Here is a 14,237-nt window from a genome sequence, read left to right as displayed (position 1 = left end):
TCCTGCTTTCATACGCTTTCTTCCATTATACGCCTATCCTATAAAGACGCCAACAGCCCGCCGAATCATCCGGCGGGCTGTTATCGATTCTATTCAATTCGTTCCAGGTTGCCATTGGCATCCATCTTGAAGCGCGGCTTCGCTTCCTCATCATTCGTCAGCACGGCAAGCCGTCTGGCGCGGTCCATAATTTGAATCAACGTTTTGTAATCATCATTAACGGTGTGGTAATCGCTTTGAGCGTTGTTCACCTCACGAGACAATCTTTCATTTTCGCTACGCAAACGGCCAAGCTCCTCTTCCTTCTCTCTCAGCTCTTTCTCGAACGACTTGAGCTGACGTCCTACATCGTGGTACGTTGTCTTGATTTGACGCAGGAAGCGAATGACCGAATCAATGGAAAGCAATTCCTCCGTTGATTGCGCTTCCGCCTTGAAACCTCTCTCGTCTGTCGCCTCATAAGCAGACAGCGAAGATACTTGCGGGGTTGCCGCTATCGCTTGTTTTTTCAAATAATTGCGTTTCTGCCGCTGTTGCTTGGCAATTTGGATTGCCTCTTCATAACGCTTGCGGACGCAGCTGTTCCAGCGGAATCCACATGCTGCGGACGTGCGGCCAATCCGCTCCCCCACCTCTTCGAAAGCTCCAAGCTGGGTACTGCCTTCTCTAATATGGCGCAGGGTCACTTCGGCGAGAATTAAATCATCGTCTGGACTCCACGCATCTTGTCTGACTGCTGTCATGCAACCAAAACCTCCTAACGTAAAGACGCTTACCTTATATCTATGCCCTTGGTAGAGTTCATAGAATCTATTGGATACTAAATTGTATAACCATTTTTTCAAGCGCTCATACATATTCGGCCTGTTTCTGGTGCAAACTTATGCAGAAAGCAGGCTTTCTTCGCAAAAAATGTTGTCCTTAGCTTATATTTTGAAATAGCAGGTTTACACCTATTTGTACAAACGTTATAATAATCTGTAGAAAATCGTGTCTAAAGCGAAAGGGGGATATACAGATATGGCACGTATGTATCGGGTTTTGGGTTTCTGGACCCTTGTCATTGGCCTTATGGCGTTTGCTGGACATATGACAGAATTTGCATTATTGTTTTTCGCCCAAGCAGTAGCTTTCGTATTTTTAGGCTATTTGAACTTTACAGAAAAAACGTACATCGTTATGTTCTGGGGCTACATGATTATCGCATTTGGAGGCTTTACATATTGGACCGTGTTCCAAATGGGCAATCCTTTTTAAAAATATAAGCATTATAAGTTTCATACTTATTATTAGGCTTATATTTCTCGGAATGAAACGCGCCGCGCTGTCAAAGGACAGCGACAGCCGTTTCACCTTGTGTCCGCTTGAATATCGGAAAAAACGGCGTGATCCTCATGGGTCCGCCGTTTTTTAATGTGCAAAATGGCCCGCATACGCGTAAAATGCCGCGATAATTGCCCTATAGTCCTGTTCATGCTTTTCCAAATGTAAGATATAATAGAATAATTCGCCGCATATAATGACCAAGAAGAGAGGAGGCCGAGAGTGGCATTTCAAAGCTTTCCTACACGGTTCGCGCTGCTTGCGCTGATGGCCAGCATGCTGTCCCTGTGGTGCGTAATGCCTGCATTTGCCGAGCCCGCGACCTCTAATAGCGAGGAAACTCGGCTGCTGCTGGAAAAAAGCCTGTCCGTCGTCGAAATTGATAATGAAATCAAGCGCGTTCAAGTGCAGCAGGTCGACTTGACCATAGAGACAGCAAGCGCCAAGCAAGCGCTGGAAGAACAGGAGCAACAAATCGCTCACAAGCGCGAGCAAGCCGGTAAAGTACTGCGTGCTTATTATATGGGGGATCGGGATATATGGCTGACTGCGCTGTTATCGTCACGATCATTGTCGGATTTTTTGATGGTTATGGAATATGCCGATTTGATTTTCGCACATGACCGCGATGTGATGAAGCTGTACAAGGAGGAATATGCCCAGCTCGCGAAAGGAATCGAGCAGCTTGGCAAGAAGCAGCAAGAGCTCGCCTCAATCGAGCAGCGGCTGAAAGAACAGCGTGCCCGAGTGCTAACGCTGCAGGAGCAAATAGAAGGCGGACTTGCCGGGCGTTCGGATGCCGACAAGCTGCGGCTTATGATGGAGGAATTGACCAAGTACTGGGAGTCGGTTGGCCTTTATGAAGTCAAGCAGCACTTTAGCGCCTTAGCGAAAGCGATGCAGAAGCTGCCGGAGTGGCTGCAAAACAATAAGCAATATTTGGAAACGAGTGGCCTAACGTATACGATTCGCATTCCCGAGGATGCCCTGAATGCCTTTCTGCGGGAACAAGATGAGCGCTTTAAGCAATTTTCCTTCTCCTTTGAAGATGGGTCCTTGACCGCCTATGGCAAGCGGGATGCGCTGGAGTTAAGCGTGATCGGCCATTATACGGTTGAACAAGAGCCGCGCAATGGCATTATTTTTCATGTAGACGAGCTTCTATTCAATGGTCTATCGTTGCCTGACACGACTAAGCAGGAGCTGGAGAAGCAGTTTGACCTTGGCTTCTATCCCTCCTTGATTATTTCCTTCCTGCAAGCAACTGAAGTGGAAATTAAAGACGGTGAGCTTATCGTCACGTTACAAGTCAAGCTATAGGGATGTCCCTATAGCTTGTACGAATGCTTTCACTGTGATTTCGCCTTCTGCATATTGCCGCCATAGCTGCTGCGCATGCATCCAGCGCTCGTGCCAATCGGGATCAGTCGGCTGAGCGGAAGGCTCGCCGTTCAGCACCTTAAGCCACCACTGCGGCGGACTGCCGGCCCCCGCTGTACCGCTCTCCTGAATATTATCGGACCCTGTATACAAGGAATTTTTGGCTGGCAGCTTCCCCGTTGTCGCATAGCTTTGCTGCTGCCCGGCAATTTCCACCATTTCTTTAATCCACGTAAAAGCTTCTTCCTTCACTTTACTCGTTCCGGCCACGACATAGCTCCTGCTTCCAAGCCATACGTCATGAATCGCGCCTTTATCCAGCAGCAGCTTGCTTTGCTCCTTCGCAGATAGCTTGCTGTAAACGGACCATGGAATGCTGGCAGCGGCAATATGCTGCTCCACCATTTGTGTGCCTGTAGACAAGCTATAGTCTGCCAGAGCTGTTGCTGTAATTCGCCCCGATATCGACTCCAGACGTTTTAGCTGTTCCTGCACAGCCTTGCTGTCAAAATGCAAATATGCCGCTCCAGCTTCTTCTCCCTCTGCTGTCCATTCATCCATCCACACAAGCAAGGATGCGACATTATGAGGCTCTACATAAAGCGCCTGCCACTCTTGGCCGCCACTTTCCAGCTTATGAAGCAGATTGCCAAAAGCATCCCAATCCGCTGGTGGCTTCGACAAGCCCGCTTCAGCGAGCAAAGCCTTGTTCCATACCGTCACGTAAGGGTCTGCATCAACAGGGATGCCCCACAAATAGCTGTTCCACCTCAGCGGGTCAAGCAGCCTTGCAGGACGCTCAGCCATTGTATCAGAGGTGCTGGGCACATCGACGGGATTGAGCAAGCCGCGCACCGCAAACTCGCGCACCCATTCGCTGTCCATGAGCATAACATCCGGTGCTGCTCCAAGCTCCAGCGCTTTTTTCCACTGGGCATAGCCGTCGCCTTCATCCACTATATTCGTCAGCTTGACCATTGTATTCGCATGCTTCATTTGATAGCTATTTGTCGCTTCCTTAAGCTTAGAAAATTCATTCTCATCCATGGAAACGGTTACATTTAGTATCTGCGATTGATCTGCCTGCTCTTCTCCGCCCGCTGGCTCGGCATTCGTATCTCTATTTAAATTTTCAGCCCGGTTAAGGGTCCTGTCGCTAAAGTTTAATAGAAGAAAAATAATAATGAATAAAGCCAAAACCGCTGTCATTGTAGCATATTTCCTGATCGACACAGCAACCCTTCCCCTCTACTTTCATCTGGGCACATTTTATATCATAGCAATTAATGCAAGTATTGTCCAAATTAGTAGAGAGCGGAGTATTGGTGAAAAAGGAGCTGCGCTGCATGAAAGGTTTGGCTTTCGATCGCTATTGCCGATGGATTCCATGGAATTTACGCTAAAGCATAGAAATCCATCGGCAAATGCGAACGCTCCGCTTCTACAGCTCAAACCTTTCATTCCGCTTTGCCATTTTCACCAAATGGGAAAGCGCAGAGAAAAGGACTGCGCTCATTTCGTCGCAGTCCACTTATATAAACCAATGATTTCATTTTCGCCTTATTTGCAGCGGCTCAATGAAAGAAATTAGAGCATACCTCAGCTTAGAAAGCTGATAGCTAAGAACAAGAGCCAGCGCTTAAAGCAAATCCGCTGCCAACTGAGCCAGCTTGGAGCGTTCGCCCTTCTCCAGCGTCATATGGCCGCTAATGCCTTCGTTTTTGAAATGCTCTACAATATGCGTTAAGCCATTGCTGGTCGCATCCAAATACGGATGGTCAATTTGCTCTGGGTCGCCCATAAGGACGATTTTGCTGCCTTCGCCTACACGCGATACAATTGTCTTCACCTCATGCTTGGTCAAGTTCTGAGCCTCATCAATGATAATGAATTGGCCCGGAATGGAGCGCCCACGAATGTAGGTCAGCGCTTCTACTTGAATGCTGCCAAGACCCATCAATATTTTCTCAATATCCCCGGATTTTTTCGTATCGAATAAATATTCCAGATTGTCGTAGATCGGCTGCATCCAAGGCCGCAGCTTCTCCTCCTTCTCCCCTGGCAAATACCCGATATCTTTGCCCATTGGAACGACCGGACGGGCAATTAACAGTTTTTTGTATTTATGCTCATCTTCTACCTTGAGCAGGCCCGAAGCCAGAGCAAGCAGTGTTTTGCCTGTGCCAGCTTTACCCGTTAAGGTGACAAGCGGAATTTCATCGTTAAGCAGCAACTCCAGCGCCATGCGCTGCTGCGCGTTGCGGGCCGTAATGCCCCACACCGGATCATTGCTGAGGAACAGCGGCTCCAGCTTAATCCCATCCTGCGACACTTTGAGCAGCGCGGACTTGGAGGTGCCCATTTCATCTCGCAAAATGACAAATTCATTCGGATTCAGCCTGCTGCCAAGCTGCAAATTTTTCACCGTCAAAAACCGGTACGAATAAAACTCGTCGATAATCGAAGGATGAACGAACAACGTCACATATCCGGCGTATACGTCAGAAGGGGCTACAATGCGGTCAGACATGTAATCTTCTGCCATCAGGCCGAGCACATCCGCTTTAATGCGGACAAGCACGTCCTTGCTCACCAGCACGACAGAGCTTATTTCCTGACGATCCAATTGCTCTAAGTGATAGTTCAGAGCAACCGCCAATATTCGGTTGTCATTAGACATCTCGCCAAACATTTCCTGAACCCGCACGAAGCTGCGGTGATTTAATTCTACCTTGAGAACGCCGCCGCCAGGCAGCGGAATACCTTCGTGAAGCCGTCCTTGCTCACGCATTTTATCGAGCGTACGTGAGATAGAGCGGGCGTTGCGGCCAAGCTCGTCTGCCAATCTTTTCTTGGAGTCAATCTCTTCCAATACCACCGCGGGAATGATTACTTCATTATCGCCAAAGGCGAAGATCGCTTGCGGATCATGAAGCAGCACATTTGTATCGAGCACGAATATTTTTTTCATGAAAAACCCTCCCGGCGTGGACATTCAATTGAAAGGCCTATACATAGCCATACTATACTGCGGGTACACTAGGTTCTGAATAACGATCTGCAACAAGAAAGACGAGGTGGCTCACGTGTATAAACGGTTATTGGTTTTGATCGCAATCGCTGTTATTGCGGCTGGTTGCAGCACCGTCAAGCGAAACGAAATGGCATCACCCTCTCCACAGGAAAATCATGCGAATGGCGCTGTAAGGGCGCAGCAGCTTGCGGAAGATTCCGTTAAACCATTGAAAACGAATAAGGAAGTCGCTGATCATCTTGAAAAGCTTGCAAAAGGCGTTCGCGGCGTAAGCAACGCGCATTGCGTCGTGCTTGGTAAAACAGCCGTTGTCGGCATCGATGTCGACAGTAAGCTGGATCGTGCTCGAATTGGTACGATTAAATATTCCGTTGCCGAAGCTTTCCATAAAGATCCTTATGGTATGGATGCTGTCGTAACAGCCGATATGGACGTCTCACAGCGGCTGAAGGAAATGGGAGCCGATATTCGGCGCGGAAAGCCGATTAAGGGCTTCGCTGAAGAAATGGCCGATATTATCAGCCGCATCGTGCCGCAAATCCCACGCAATGTGACGCCTCATCAGCCGGAGCAGCCACAGACGCAGACGCAATCGCACACCCAGTCTCGCATGCAGGAGCAGGAGCATCAGCTCCATGAGAAGCAAATCCAAAAGCACGCAACGCATGTGGACAAGCATTAACCGCTAGCGCAAACGCACAGAAAGCCTGACGACCCTATGATCGTCAGGCTTTCTTATAGGCGTACATACTTGTTCACGAGAAGTACAGATAACCGAAATGACGATTGGACAAGCTTCTGCCGTCATAGCCACACCAGCAAAACCACGTTTAAAACGAGGCATGCAATCAGCTTCGATGAGTTGCTCGAAATTGGCGGCTAAGAATACGGTCATCAGCATGACCTCCTTCTAACAGGAATAGCATTCGGTATCCTTAGCTCCTATTATAGCCATTATTGAATCCAGCGTCTATGGTTATTCAGCCATTTTTGCCTGAAGTACCGCGCGCGCCTCCTCAAGCGATGTGGAATCGACATATACATATGGGCTCTTCCACGTTCCGTTTAACGCTTGGAACGTAATATCGGAGCTGCCCATACCCAAATATGTACTGAGCATATTTTTAATTTCAGACGGAGGCATATCGAGCGTCAAATTACTGCCGACTGCGCCGATGACCTTATCGTATTTCGTAACGCCCTCAAACGATTTCATTTTATCAAAAATCGCTCCAATGACTTCCATTTCCCGACGATTGCGGTCGAAGTCGCTCGATTCGGCTGTTCCCTGATTCGATTTGCGATAGCGCACATAATCGAGGGCATTTTTCCCATCAAGCACCTGCTGGCCCTTGCTTAAATTAATGTTAGTGCCATCGGCTGTATCCCGGTAACGCATGTCCATCTCCACATTCACCTCAACGCCATCAAGCGCATCAACAACATCGGTGAAGCCTTTAAAGTTAATAATACCGGTATACTTCAAATCAACGCCAAAATATTTGGACAGCATTTCGCGAATTTCCTTTTTTGCTTCCTTCTCTGCCGCTTCTTTGTCCATATTTTTCTCAGAACGGGCATTGTTGAAAAAAGTGCTGTAATTCGCATTCGCCTTCCGCTCGCGATAACCATCTACTGGCAGCACTGAATCCCGTGGAATCGAGATGACGGACGCTGATTTTGAATTTGGATTAAAAATAGCGACCAGCATCACGTCGGTATTTAAACCGCCGCCTTTTTCACGTGAGTCAATACCGAGCAGCACCATGCCTGTAGGCTTTTTCTTAACAGACTCTTCTTCCGGCACGACAATATTGTTCGCCGTTCCAATCGTATCAACCGCATTGGTAGCCACGTAAGCAAGATAACCGACATATAACATAATTAAAATAAGAACGGAAAGCACAGCAAACATAATTTTAATCCAAACGCTGCCTTTTTTCTTTTTCTTCTTTGGCTTCGGAGCTGTTTTCTTGGCCCCGCCCGGCCTGCTTGCAGCCGTTCTAGGGGGTAATCCTTTAGAGCCTTCGCTCATAGCAACCACCTTCAAATCCTTTGGATTTCGTTTCTGTCCTCATTTACGCAAAGAAGCAGCGATACCCACGAATTCTCGCGGATATCGCTGCTGCAGAAGGCAGATCCGATCTTAAGAACACGCTAACGTCTCATATGCCGTTACTTCCGGAGTCTGATTCCTTTACAGCGTGCTTGCCTGCCCGTTTACTTTGCAGCTTGTCATACAGCTGGCGACCGCGAAGCATAAGCATCATTAATACAGCAATTCCCATACATTGAATAATCGGCAGCGAATCCACCTGTAAAATCCAAAGTACGAAAGAACCGAATACGATCAAAATGTAAACCAGTACTTCCTTTAGAATTGGCAGCTTCGCATTATTCGCCCGAAACACGGTATTGAAAATATAGATCGTGAATCCTAATATAAGCAAATAAGAAACGACCCAATGATCACTAAACCATTGCTGCATGCCGTTAAACCTCCAATCAGGCGGCTAGCGCCTTAAACGCCAGCTTGTGATGTTTTGCGTTGTTTTTCTGCACGCTCGCGCTCGCTTTTGTTCAAGATTTTTTTGCGAAGACGAATCGACTTCGGCGTAATTTCGCAATATTCGTCATCGTTCAAATACTCAAGCGCGCTCTCCAGGGAGAACAGACGAGGCGTTTTGAGTTTAACGGTATCGTCTTTACCAGCGGAACGAATATTCGTCAATTGCTTTTCTTTACAAATGTTAACGACGATATCATTGTCACGCGTGTGCTCGCCAACGATCATGCCTTCGTAAATTTCTGTACCTGGCTCCAGGAACTGAATACCACGATCCTCTACGCCCATCATGCCGTAGAAAGTCGTTACGCCGTTCTCAGTAGCGACAAGAACGCCTTGGTGACGTCCACCAACGCCAGAACCAGCAAGCGGACCGTAGCTGTCAAATGCATGGTTCATAATGCCGTAGCCGCGTGTAAGCGTAAGGAAAGAGGTACGGTAGCCGATCAAGCCGCGAGCTGGGATAATGAACTCCAAGCGAACTTGGCCTGTGCCGTTGTTCACCATGTTGACCATTTCAGCTTTACGGGAGCCAAGGCTCTCCATAACAGCGCCCATGCTTTCTTCCGGCACGTCAATGATCAGACCCTCGTAAGGCTCTTGCTTCACGCCGTCAATTTCCTTAACGATTACTTCCGGTTTCGATACTTGCAGCTCAAAGCCTTCACGACGCATGTTCTCAATCAGAATCGTCAAGTGAAGCTCGCCGCGTCCCGATACGATAAAAGCATCCGGGCTATCTGTTTCATCTACGCGCAAAGCAACATCCGTCTCAAGCTCTTTGAACAGACGCTCACGCAGTTTACGGGAAGTAACCCATTTGCCTTCGCGACCAGCAAAAGGACTGTTGTTGACAAGAAACGTCATTTGCAGCGTCGGCTCGTCAATTTTCAGAACCGGCAAAGCTTCCGGATTCGCTGGATCAGCAATCGTTTCACCGATGTTAATATCTTTAATACCTGCAATGGCTACGATATCACCAGCGCCTGCTTCTTCGATTTCAATCCGTTTCAGACCTTGGAAGCCGAACAGCTTCTCGATTCTAGCCTGCTTCTTGCCGCCATCACGCGTCATAACGGCAACGGTCTGACCTTGACGAACGATACCACGGTTTACACGGCCAACCGCAATACGACCCAAGTATTCATTATAGTCAAGCAGCGTCACCAAATATTGCAGCGGCTCCTCTACATTCTCTGTTGGCGAAGGAATATGGTTGATGATCGTTTCATACATCGCTTCCATGTTCTCATCTTGTTTGTCAGGGTCAAGACTCGAAGTGCCCATCAATGCGGAAGCATAAACGACATTAAACTCCAGTTGCTCATCACTTGCACCTAGCTCGATGAACAGGTCAAGCACCTCATCCACAACTTCTGATGGACGAGCATTAGGACGGTCAATTTTGTTCAATACTACGATAGGCTTCAGGTTCGATTCCAATGCTTTGCGCAATACGAATTTCGTTTGCGGCATGCACCCTTCGAAAGCATCAACGACGAGCAATACGCCGTCAACCATTTTCATAATACGTTCAACTTCGCCGCCAAAGTCAGCATGTCCTGGTGTATCAACGATGTTGATCAAATAATCTTTGTACGTAATCGCAGTATTTTTCGCCAAAATGGTAATGCCGCGCTCACGCTCTAGATCGTTGGAATCCATCGCACGCTCCTGAACCGCTTCGTTCTCACGGAAAGTTCCTGATTGCTGAAGCAGTTTGTCAACCAACGTTGTTTTGCCGTGGTCAACGTGCGCGATAATCGCGATGTTCCGAATGTTCTCTCTTGCTTGCATAACTAATAATCCACTCCATTTGTCTAATTTTGTATAATCCTAACCGATTGCTTGCCGTCTACCAGCGGGATCGTTTCCCCATCATCATCCATGCTCCGGCCGCAATCAGGATAATAGCAATCGCATATATCCCCCAGCTCCAAACGAGCGCCAAAATCAGCAGTACAGCCGATGTAACAGCGAGAATGGCGGAGGCGTTAAAAAAAACGCGTTCGCGGGATGCGCCGAACAAGTGGTACTCGTACAGCCCAACCGCTACACCCGTTATAAACAGCGGCCAAACATATTTGAGCGTATCCCATCCGAACATGATACAAAGCATGAACAAAATCGAATAAACGATCAGCATGCCTCCTGGAATAAGCACAACTGCCGGAAACAACCTGCCGAAATACAGCACATGCAGCAGAATTCCCGGAATAAGAACGAGAAGCGGCCAAAAATTGGATCCCAAAAAGCTGAACACACCCAGTTTGCCAAGCAATATTACGATACCAGCCAGCAGCACAATAATTCCAGCGGAATATTTGTTGTTAGGCATCCGCGCTTCCGCTCCTTACAACGCCTTACGCATATCCTGACGAAAGACGACAGTTTTTATCTTTACTAGTTTAAAGGAAGTGAAGTAAAAATACCAGTGCAACAAGGGCAACATGAAAAAAAAATTAGCAAACCGCTTCTTATAGCCGCACGATGCCTGATTCTAGCACGCTTCCTTGCTGCATATCGACAGGGATGAAAGCTTAGGCCAGCGCCGATCGGCGCATCAGGATGCCGATAATAATGACGAACGGGATGCTGAGCAGCGGAATCGCTTCAATTGCCGTTGCTGAACTGCTGAACAGCAGGCGATGCATGCCCGGGTCATGGACAAGCATGCCGCCCGCCGCAAAGCCGAGCAAGCCCGCTCCAATATATATAAGTGAAGGAAATTTCTGCAGCAGCTTCGTCAGCAATTGGCTGCCCCAAATAATCATTGGAATGCTCAGTGCAATGCCGAGCAGCAGCAGCAGCGTCTGCCCTTTCGCCACAGCCGCGATCGCCAGCACATTATCCAGGCTCATTACAAAATCAGCCGTCACAATCGTCCATATCGCAGCAGGCAGCGATGTTGCCCGCTTCACCTTATGAGAGGCCACGCCTCCTCCGCCGGACTCCCCCGCATCGGCCAGCAATTTGACTGCAATATAAAACAGCAGCACGGCGCCAATGGCCTGCAAGAACGGCGTCTGAAGCAAGGAAATCGCCGCCAGCGTCAGCACGCAGCGCAGGACAACAGCAGCCGTTGTCCCCCACCAGATCGCCCGCTTGCGCTGATGCTCCGGCAGATGCTTGCTCGCCATTGCGATTACAATAGCATTATCGCCGCTTAGCAGAAGATTAATCAGAATGATTTGTATAAATATGAAAAAGCTGTCCATAGTACTCGCCCCCTATACTACCACCTGTATGTCCAAGCTGGAGCGAATATGCCGGAAAGCCTAATGCGGGGTACTGCCCTTTCTTCTCTCTTACGAAAAAAAAGGCCGCCCACCATTTCACATGGCAAGTCGGCCTATGTCTTAAAGCGGCTTACAGCAAGCCGTTAATCGTTGATTTTTAGAACCAGCGGTCTTCACCGGCACTTGCTTCCGGCTCAGGATCTTCCGGCGTCAGCAGCAGCACTTCTGTTTGCTGCACAGCCTCATCCAGCAGCTGCTCCAGATTTTTTTGCTGATTCAGGTAGCCTTCCACCTTTTCTACAAACCGCAAATTCGGCTTAATGCTTGGGGATTTCGGCAAAAATAGCGTACAGCAATCCTCATATGGCAAAATCGACGTCGCAAACGTGCCCAAACGCTCCGCCTCATTAATAATTTCCTGTTTATCCATCATAACAAGCGGCTTCAGCAGCGGCAGCACAGTCGCACGCCCAATGACATCCATGCTGACGAGCGTTTGGCTCGCTACCTGGCCCAAGCTTTCGCCCGTCACGATTCCATGAGCTCCGTTCTTCTCGGCAAGGCTCTCCGTAATGCGAAGCATCGCCCGGCGCATTAGCGTAATAATAAGCGGGTCCTGTCCCGACTGGGCAAGCGTCGTCTGAACTTCCGTAAAAGGCACCAGATGCAGCCTCAGCGGAGCGCCGCTGTAATAGGATAACCTTCTCGCAAGCTCGATCACTTTCTCCTTCGCCTTCTCGCTCGTAAACGGGTAGCTGTGGAAATGGACCGCTTCCAGCTCCAGCCCTTTGCGCATCGCCATCCATCCCGCTACTGGACTGTCAATGCCGCCAGATAATAGCAGCATCGCCTTGCCGTTCGTACCGAACGGGAAGCCGCCTGGGCCATCAACGACCTCGTTGAAAATATAAGCCGCTTCCTCCTGAATATCGACCTTCAGCTCCACCTCGGGCCTCCGCACATCAACCTTTAAGTTGTCCATCGCACGCAGTACGTGGGCCCCAACCAAATGATTCATCTCCTGCGACGTATGCGGGAACTTCTTCCATGCGCGCTTTGCACTCACTTTAAAGGTAGCGGGCTCCTGTGGGATAGCCTTCATCAGCGCAAGCGCTGCTGCCCGAATTTCCTCCAGCTCCGGTTGAACGCTTACGACTGGACTAAAGGTCGAAATACCGAAAACGTCCTTGACCTTCTCAGCGATAAGCGAGTAATTTTCCCCGTTTAAATTAATATAAAGCCGCCCGAACATTTTTGAATACGTCAGCGCGGCAAAATCCTTCAATCGCAACTGAAGCTGCTGGAGCATCCGCTTCTCAAACATTCCGCGGTTGCGTCCCTTCATTGCCAGATCGCCGTAGCGAATGATTATTTTATCATACATCACTTTACCTTGCGCTCCTTTCAAGCGGCTTAAGCTTGCTTATTGTAAGGCGCAGCATTTCGCACAGCTGCAAAATATGCTGCTCTGTATGCTCGTCGCCCAGACTAATTCTCACGCCGCTGGCTGCCCGTTCCTGCCCCAGTCCCATTGCAAGCAGCACCCGGCTCGGCTTATTGTCGCGCGAGGAGCAAGCCGACTTCGTAGAAGCGATAATGCCATGCTGCTCCAGCATATGAACGACAACCTCCGGCTTCATGCCCGGATAGGAAAAATGGACAATATGCGGCGCCATGCTCTCCGGCGCCCCGCCATTCAATACCAGCTCCGGCGCAGCCTCAACGAACTCCGTCAATTGCTGGCGCAGACGGTACATCCGCTCGCGCCGCTCCTGCGCCGACTGCATCGCCATGCGCAGCGCCTTGGCCGATGCCACGATGCCGGGCACATTTTGCGTCCCGGCGCGCATGCCCTGCTCCTGCGAGCCGCCTGAAAGCAGCGGCGTTAGGGTTACGCCCTCGCGGACGTACAAATAGCCGATCCCTTTGGGACCGCGCAGCTTATGTGCAGAGCCGCTGAGCAGATCAATACCCCAGCCTTGCACATCAATCGGCAGCTTGCCGATGCTTTGTACGGCGTCCACATGCAGCAGCGTGCGCGGGTACCCTTGCAGCAGCTTGCCAATATCTGCGAGCGGCTGCACGCTGCCAACTTCATTATTCACATGCATAATGCTGACGAGAATGGTGTCGTCCCGCAAAGCCAATCGCAGCGCTTCCAGCACTACCTGCCCCTTCTCGTCAACGGGCAAATAAGTAACCTCGTAGCCTTCCTGCTCGAGCTGCTTAAATGTATCGTAGACGGAGGCATGCTCCATTTGGGTCGTAATTAGATGCTTTCCCCGGCTCTGGTACTGCTTTGCCGCTCCTTTAATCGCGAGATTGTTGCTCTCCGTGCCGCCAGAAGTGAACAGCCATTCCTCAGCCTTCACGGCGAACAGCTCGCCAAGCAGCGAACGCGAGCGGGAAATGAGCTTATCTGCATCTGCACCGGCATGGTGAATCGATGATGGATTCGCATAATGCGCCTTCATCACCTCAGCCAGCGTATCAATAACCTCCTCGTAAGGCGGCGAAGATGCGCAATGATCGAAATATAACATGAGCCAAACGTTCCTTTCCTACTAGAAAAAATAAAAAGATCAGCGACGGCAAGCTAGCTGCCATTCGTGATCTAAAAGAAGTGCTTTTACAGCCTAGAGACTGCGACGAAATAAAGTACCGCTAATTTATTGACAAAAGCGGTTCTTATTTC

15 protein-coding genes are annotated in these 14,237 nt (G+C 49.3%); 4 read left to right on the top strand and 11 right to left on the bottom strand.

All coding sequences use genetic code 11. The annotated features are described in order from the left end of the window. Window positions 1-89 precede the first annotated feature (89 nt). Complete coding sequence (locus tag AC50X8_RS17885) at window positions 90-743, bottom strand: RsfA family transcriptional regulator (protein WP_056041660.1); 654 nt, start codon at window positions 741-743, stop codon at window positions 90-92. Between the two features lie 277 nt (window positions 744-1,020). Between AC50X8_RS17885 and AC50X8_RS17880 the strand changes: the two genes are divergently transcribed. Next, the gene (locus AC50X8_RS17880) at window positions 1,021-1,257 is read left to right on the top strand and encodes a DUF2626 domain-containing protein (RefSeq protein ID WP_056041661.1); all 237 of its coding nucleotides are present in this window, start codon (window positions 1,021-1,023) and stop codon (window positions 1,255-1,257) included. 288 nt (window positions 1,258-1,545) lie between these two features. Beyond that, window positions 1,546-2,643 carry a hypothetical protein gene (locus AC50X8_RS17875; RefSeq protein ID WP_494880708.1) on the top strand — a complete coding sequence of 366 codons (1,098 nt, stop codon included), beginning with the start codon at window positions 1,546-1,548 and terminating at the stop codon, window positions 2,641-2,643. Here AC50X8_RS17875 and AC50X8_RS17870 read toward each other — a convergent pair. After that, window positions 2,638-3,912 (bottom strand): extracellular solute-binding protein, encoded by a 1,275-nt coding sequence (locus AC50X8_RS17870; protein ID WP_494880706.1) that lies wholly within the window; start codon window positions 3,910-3,912, stop codon window positions 2,638-2,640. The genes AC50X8_RS17875 and AC50X8_RS17870 overlap by 6 nt on opposite strands. Between AC50X8_RS17870 and AC50X8_RS17865 the strand changes: the two genes are divergently transcribed. Beyond that, window positions 3,887-4,294 (top strand): hypothetical protein, encoded by a 408-nt coding sequence (locus tag AC50X8_RS17865; RefSeq protein ID WP_056041666.1) that lies wholly within the window; start codon window positions 3,887-3,889, stop codon window positions 4,292-4,294. The two genes, AC50X8_RS17870 and AC50X8_RS17865, sit on opposite strands and share 26 nt — an antisense overlap. 48 nt (window positions 4,295-4,342) lie before the next feature. Here AC50X8_RS17865 and AC50X8_RS17860 read toward each other — a convergent pair whose 3' ends face one another. Continuing rightward, the gene (locus AC50X8_RS17860) at window positions 4,343-5,674 is read right to left on the bottom strand and encodes a PhoH family protein (protein WP_056041668.1); all 1,332 of its coding nucleotides are present in this window, start codon (window positions 5,672-5,674) and stop codon (window positions 4,343-4,345) included. A gap of 115 nt (window positions 5,675-5,789) precedes the next feature. On the opposite strand from AC50X8_RS17860, the gene AC50X8_RS17855 reads away from it, so the two are divergent. Beyond that, a complete protein-coding gene (locus tag AC50X8_RS17855) occupies window positions 5,790-6,419 on the top strand; it encodes a YhcN/YlaJ family sporulation lipoprotein (protein WP_494880704.1) in 630 nt (209 codons plus the stop codon). Window positions 6,420-6,422: 3 nt separating this feature from the next. Here the strand turns inward: AC50X8_RS17855 and AC50X8_RS17850 are convergent, their stop codons facing one another. The 8 genes from AC50X8_RS17850 to AC50X8_RS17815 all read right to left on the bottom strand — a co-directional run bounded on the left by AC50X8_RS17850 (window position 6,423) and on the right by AC50X8_RS17815 (window position 14,085). Further along, window positions 6,423-6,632, bottom strand: a complete 210-nt coding sequence (locus AC50X8_RS17850; RefSeq protein WP_494880702.1) for a hypothetical protein — start codon at window positions 6,630-6,632, stop codon at window positions 6,423-6,425. 81 nt (window positions 6,633-6,713) lie between these two features. Next, window positions 6,714-7,772, bottom strand: a complete 1,059-nt coding sequence (locus AC50X8_RS17845) for an LCP family protein (protein ID WP_494880700.1) — start codon at window positions 7,770-7,772, stop codon at window positions 6,714-6,716. Between the two features lie 130 nt (window positions 7,773-7,902). After that, window positions 7,903-8,226 (bottom strand): YlaH-like family protein, encoded by a 324-nt coding sequence (locus tag AC50X8_RS17840; protein WP_056041674.1) that lies wholly within the window; start codon window positions 8,224-8,226, stop codon window positions 7,903-7,905. Between the two features lie 32 nt (window positions 8,227-8,258). Continuing rightward, entirely contained in the window at window positions 8,259-10,100 is a 1,842-nt protein-coding gene (gene typA, locus AC50X8_RS17835; protein WP_056041676.1) for a translational GTPase TypA, read from the bottom strand. Window positions 10,101-10,158: 58 nt separating this feature from the next. Further along, complete coding sequence (locus AC50X8_RS17830) at window positions 10,159-10,641, bottom strand: hypothetical protein (protein ID WP_046230390.1); 483 nt, start codon at window positions 10,639-10,641, stop codon at window positions 10,159-10,161. A gap of 202 nt (window positions 10,642-10,843) precedes the next feature. After that, a complete protein-coding gene (locus AC50X8_RS17825) occupies window positions 10,844-11,521 on the bottom strand; it encodes a TerC family protein (RefSeq protein ID WP_056041678.1) in 678 nt (225 codons plus the stop codon). Window positions 11,522-11,699: 178 nt separating this feature from the next. After that, window positions 11,700-12,929, bottom strand: a complete 1,230-nt coding sequence (thiI, locus tag AC50X8_RS17820; protein WP_056041680.1) for a tRNA uracil 4-sulfurtransferase ThiI — start codon at window positions 12,927-12,929, stop codon at window positions 11,700-11,702. A 1-nt stretch (window position 12,930) separates the two neighbouring features. Further along, complete coding sequence (locus tag AC50X8_RS17815) at window positions 12,931-14,085, bottom strand: cysteine desulfurase family protein (protein WP_494880698.1); 1,155 nt, start codon at window positions 14,083-14,085, stop codon at window positions 12,931-12,933. Window positions 14,086-14,237 lie beyond the last annotated feature (152 nt).

The sequence above is a fragment of the Paenibacillus sp. JT22N15 genome, from assembly GCF_059383755.1.
This window is presented reverse-complemented; position numbering and strand designations above follow the sequence as displayed.